Annotated in this window: 5 protein-coding genes; all 5 read right to left on the bottom strand. The window is 66.5% G+C overall.

Features of this window, described 5'->3' with window-relative positions:
- On the bottom strand, nucleotides 1-1,503 hold a 1,503-nt coding region (locus ACFTZB_RS42955; protein WP_378441657.1), incomplete at its 3' end, for a condensation domain-containing protein.
- Nucleotides 1,504-1,654: 151 nt separating this feature from the next.
- On the bottom strand, nucleotides 1,655-2,641 hold the full coding sequence (locus ACFTZB_RS42950) for a glycine betaine ABC transporter substrate-binding protein (RefSeq protein WP_378441655.1): 987 nt from the start codon (nucleotides 2,639-2,641) through the stop codon (nucleotides 1,655-1,657).
- On the bottom strand, nucleotides 2,638-3,375 hold the full coding sequence (locus ACFTZB_RS42945; protein ID WP_378441653.1) for an ABC transporter permease: 738 nt from the start codon (nucleotides 3,373-3,375) through the stop codon (nucleotides 2,638-2,640). The genes ACFTZB_RS42950 and ACFTZB_RS42945 overlap by 4 nt, the downstream gene beginning before the upstream one ends.
- The gene (locus ACFTZB_RS42940) at nucleotides 3,372-4,604 is read right to left on the bottom strand and encodes an ATP-binding cassette domain-containing protein (protein WP_378441650.1); all 1,233 of its coding nucleotides are present in this window, start codon (nucleotides 4,602-4,604) and stop codon (nucleotides 3,372-3,374) included. Before ACFTZB_RS42940 ends, ACFTZB_RS42945 begins: the two co-directional genes overlap by 4 nt.
- The coding region (locus tag ACFTZB_RS42935) for an ABC transporter permease subunit (protein WP_378441648.1) at nucleotides 4,601-4,918 on the bottom strand (318 nt) is incomplete at its 5' end. The genes ACFTZB_RS42940 and ACFTZB_RS42935, both read right to left, overlap by 4 nt.

The following is a 4,918-nucleotide window of genomic DNA, read 5'->3' as shown; positions in this document are numbered from 1 at the left end:
CCGCGCCAACCGATTCGACGCCGCATCCACCTCCCCATACGTCAACACCCGACCCCCACACACCACCGCCACCGCATCCGGATCCACCCCCACCGCCGCCGCCAACAACCCCGGCAACGACACCTCCGGCGCCGACCGCGCACCCACCACCGGCGTCAAACGAGCCAAATCGTGCGCTCCGATCGCGGCGAGTGGAGTGCCGGGGTCTGCGGCGAGCAGTTCGTCGATCAACCCGACGACGGCGGCGTGATGCGACCGCAGTTCGTCGTCGCGGTAGCGGTACGGGTTGGCCTCGAACTCGACGATCGTCGATGCCGGGGTGCCGCTGCGATATACGTTGACGGACAGGTCCGGGACAGGACCCGTGGTGAGGATCCGGAAGTCTCCGGTCAACGACCCGAACGTGAGGTCCTGATCGAACAGCATCACGTTGATCATCGGTCCCGAGATCCTGCGCGCTTCGGCGGACACACCCAGGTCACGCAGGATGTCCTCGACGTTGCCGCGCTGGTGCCGCATCGCTCCCATCAGTTCGTGCTGCACCCGGGCCACGAGGTCGCCGACCGTGTCCCCGGCTCGGACCTGGACCAGTAGGGGCGCGACGTTGGCGAGCATGCCGCTGGACCGTCGCAGTACGGCGGTGGTGCGGGCAGACAGCGGAATGTCGACGAGGACGTCCTCGCGTCCCGTCCGGCGCGAGAGATGGCAGGCGAAAGCGGCGATCAGCGCGGCGGCCGCCGTCGCGCCGGGCCGGCCGCCGGTGTCCTCGAGCCGGGCGACGGTATCGGGTGACAACGCCGTGCGCACGGTCAGGCTGTGCGCGGCGGGGGGAGCCTCGACATCGGTCAGGGAGGCCCCGTTCGTTCGCCTGTGGAGGCGTTCGGCCCAGTAGTCACGGTCGGACGAGAACCGGTGGGATGCCCGGTAGTCCTCTTCGAGGCGGTGCAGGGTGTGCAGGTCCGCGGCACGGTTCGGTTCGGGAGAACGGCCTTCGACCGCCGCGGTGTACAGGGCGGCGACACGGTTGACCAGCGTCATCGCCGCATATCCGTCGAGGGCGACGTGGTGGATCCGGCTGTACCACAGGTGCCGATCGTCACCGATGCACAGCAGGGAAGACTCGCACAGGTGGTCGTGTTCGAAATCTACTCGCGCCGTATAGTTGTCGTGCATCCACATCTCTGCCGCCGCCATCGGGTCGGATGCGCCGCGGAAGTCGACGACGCCCATGGCCGCGTCGGCGGGCGGATCGATCACCTGGTGTGGTTCCCCGTCGACGTCGATCAGACGCAGGAACACCGACTCGTATTCGTGGCCGGCCACGAGCGCGACCTCACGGAACAATTCGACGTCCAGCGGCCCACGAATGTCGACGTACTGCGCGATGCAGATCGGCACATCCGGGGCGAGTTGCTGCGCAAACCACAGCCCGTGTTGTGCCGCAGACAGCGGGAAGGGATCCGTTCGGTGCTCACGGTAGGTCGCTGGTGCGGCGTGTTCCATCACATCACCAATCAGGGTGTTCGCGCCGCTGGGCTCACGGCGGGACGCTCGGTCCGTCTGTACAGGGGCGCCGGACAAGCCGGTGCCACTACAGTCCCTTGGAACGCCGTGCGCGAGAACACACCCTAGGTGTGTGGTGCGGGCACCCTGATCACTCCACGAGCGACTCGCTCTTCAGCCAGTCGTACGCGACATCTGCGGGATCCTCGCCGTCGATGTCGACTCGGCCGTTCAGTTCCTGCATCAAGTCGTCGGTCAGTCGCTCGGAGACCACACCCAGCAGGTCGGCGATCTCCGGATATCGATTGATGATCTCGTCCCGCACCACCGCGGTGCCGCTGTAGGGCAGGAAGAACTTGCGGTCGTCGTCGAGGACTTCGAGGTTCAGGTTCTTCACGCGACCGTCGGTGGTGTAGACCATTCCGAAGTTGCAGGGTGCGCTCTGCGCCGTGGACGTGTACACCACACCGGCATCCATCCGGGTGACGTTGCTCGAGGGAACACCACCGGGGGCGTTGAGGGGGATGCCGTAGGTTTCGAGCATCGGAACGAACCCGTCCGCACGACTGAAGAACTCGTCGTCGACGCAGAATGTCCGTTCGGATTCCGGCAGACGTGCGACATCCGAGAGCGATGTGACGCCCAGCCGCTCGGCGGTCGCTGCCGATGCGGCGAAGGCGTACGTGTCGTTGAAGTTGGCCGGCGGCAGCCATTCGAGGTCGTGGTCGCGCTGCTCGACGTCGTGCACTCGCTGCCACAGTTCCGCGGGATCCGAGATCGTCTCCGTCTCACCGTGGTAGTTCACCCACCCCGTGCCGGTGTACTCCCACAGGATGTCGGCGTCACCGTTGAGTTGTGCTTGCCGTGAGGACGCGGATCCCGGCGCGCCCGTGAGGTCGGTGACCTTCGCGCCCGCCGCGGCCAGGTAGGTCGCGGTGATCTTCCCGAGGAGTACCCCCTCGGTGAAGCTCTTCGACGTCACGACGAGGGCGGCATCCGCCAGTGGGCGATCGCCACCGGGCAGGGTCGCGTCGTGGAACGTGCCCGAGGAGCTGACCAATCCGCAACCGGAGGCCACGCTGGCCGACACCGTGACCGCGATCGCGGTCGCGGCAAGTCGAAGTCGCAGCCGGTTCATGCCACTCCTCGCGGGGTTGCGGCGAGCTCGACCAAACGTCCGAGCCAGTCGATGATCAACGCCAGTAGTCCGACCAGGATGGCCCCGGAGATGAGCAGTTTCGGCAGGAACAGTGTGACTCCCGTCGTGATGAGCGTGCCCAGGCTGGTGGCGCCGATGAACGTGCTGAGGGTTGCCGTGCCGACGAGGATGACGAGTGCAGTCCGGACGCCGTTCAGGATCACGGGGACGGCGAGCGGCAACTCCACCTGCACCAGCGTGCGCAGACCCGAGAAGCCGATGCCTCGCGCGGCCTCGATGGTTCGTCGATCGACCTGGTCGATACCGACGATCGTGTTCTGCAGGATGGGCAGGATCGCGTAGACCACGAGCCCGACCACCGCGGTGCGGAATCCGGTGCCCAGCCACATGGTGAGCAGAACGATCAGACCCACGGCGGGCGCCGCTTGGCCGACGTTCGCGAAATTGACCACTACCGGCTTGACCGGTCTGGCCTTCTCCCGGGTGAGCACGATTCCCAGGGGTATGGCGATCAGGACGACGATGACCGTGGCCGTCAGGGTCAACGTGATGTGGTCGAGGATCGTCGTCCGGAGGTTGCTCCAGCCCAGGGACGCCTCCTCGGTCGGCGTCAGCGTGGTGGACCGGTACCACAGGATGTATGCGGTGCCGAGGACGACGATGAGAAGGGGTTCGAACCACACATCCATCGGCAGCCGACGAAGCCGGTTCACGCGGTCGTGCCCTCGGTGTGCGCGGTGTACGTGACGTGCCCGTCGCCGGCCCGCGCGTCCGACAGCTGTCCGCGGATGACCGCCATCACCGTCGCGATGGTGAGTGCCCCGGTCACCGCACCTCGGCTGTCGGTGACGAGCACCCCGCCCTGGCTCGCGGCCAACATGGAGTCGAGCGCATCGTTGAGCGTGGACGACGGCGCCACCACCGGGAGACGCGGGTCGACGTAGTCGGACACCCGCTCCTTGGTGGCCACTTCGTCGAGCGACGGCCACGCTTGGGCCCGGCCGTCGCCGTCGACGACGACGATCCACGTCGCGCCCTGTGCCCGAGCGCGACCGATGACCTCGTGAGACGGCTCGCCGATTCTCGCGGTCACCACCGGATCGTGCTCGACATCCTTCACCCGCGACAGAGTCAGGTGGGCGAGCGTCGCACCCGACCCGACGAACTCCTCGACGAAGGGGGTGGCCGGCTTCGCCAGAATTTCCTCGGGCGTCGCGTACTGCTCTATGTGGCCGCCCTCGGAGAGGATCAGGACCTTGTCACCGAGTTTCGTGGCCTCCTCGAAATCGTGTGTCACGATCACGATCGTCTTCCCGAGCTCGTGCTGAATTGCGATCAGTTTGTCCTGCAGGCGAACCCGAGTGATCGGATCGACCGCCCCGAACGGCTCGTCCATCAGGAGGACCGGCGGGTCCGCGGCGAGTGCACGTGCCACCCCGACCCGCTGCTGCTGCCCGCCCGACATGTCCTTGGGGAGCCGGTCCTGGAACGTGGCGGCGTCGAGTCCGACGAGATCGAGCAGATACTCGGTGCGTTCGGCGATGCGTTCCGCATCCCACCCCAGCACCCGCGGAATGGCGCCGATGTTCTTGGCCACGGACCAGTGCGGGAACAGGCCACCCGACTGGATGACGTAGCCGATCGACTGCCTGAGCTTGTCCGGATCTTCGCCGGTGACGTCGCGGTCGCCGATGAAGATGCGTCCCTCGGTCGGCTCGATGAGGCGATTGATCATTTTCAGTGTGGTCGTCTTGCCGCACCCGGACGGACCGACGAATGCGACGATGTGGCCGGCCTCGATATCGAGATCGAGTTTCTGCACGGCCGGCTTCGCCTGGCCACGATACTGCTTCACCACTCCGTCGAGCCGAATGGAGGCACCGGTGACCGTGCGCTCGCCGGCCACCGTGTCGGCGGCGCTCCCGGTCTTCTCGTCGGTCATGACAGTCCCTTCGCGATGGTGAGCCGCCCGAGGAGGACGAGCAGGCAGTCGAACACCAGGGCGATGACGACGATGAGCACGGTTCCGGTCAATGCCATCTCCACGGAGTTCGTCCCTCCCAGTCGGGACAGGCCGTTGAAGATCAGCGAGCCGAGTCCCGGCCCGAGAACATACGCCACGATCGCGGCGACACCGACGACCATCTGAGTCGACACCCGAATCCCGGTGAGGATGACCGGCCAGGCCATGGGCAACGACACCGAGAACAGGATGCGTCGACGGGAGAGCCCGATCCCGCGTGCGGATTCGATGAC

It is taken from the genome of Rhodococcus sp. NPDC057014 (assembly GCF_042673295.1).
Classification (GTDB): Bacteria; Actinomycetota; Actinomycetes; order Mycobacteriales; family Mycobacteriaceae; genus Rhodococcus_F.
The sequence above is the reverse complement of the archived record's forward strand: the minus strand, read 5'-3'. Positions and strand labels throughout refer to the sequence as shown.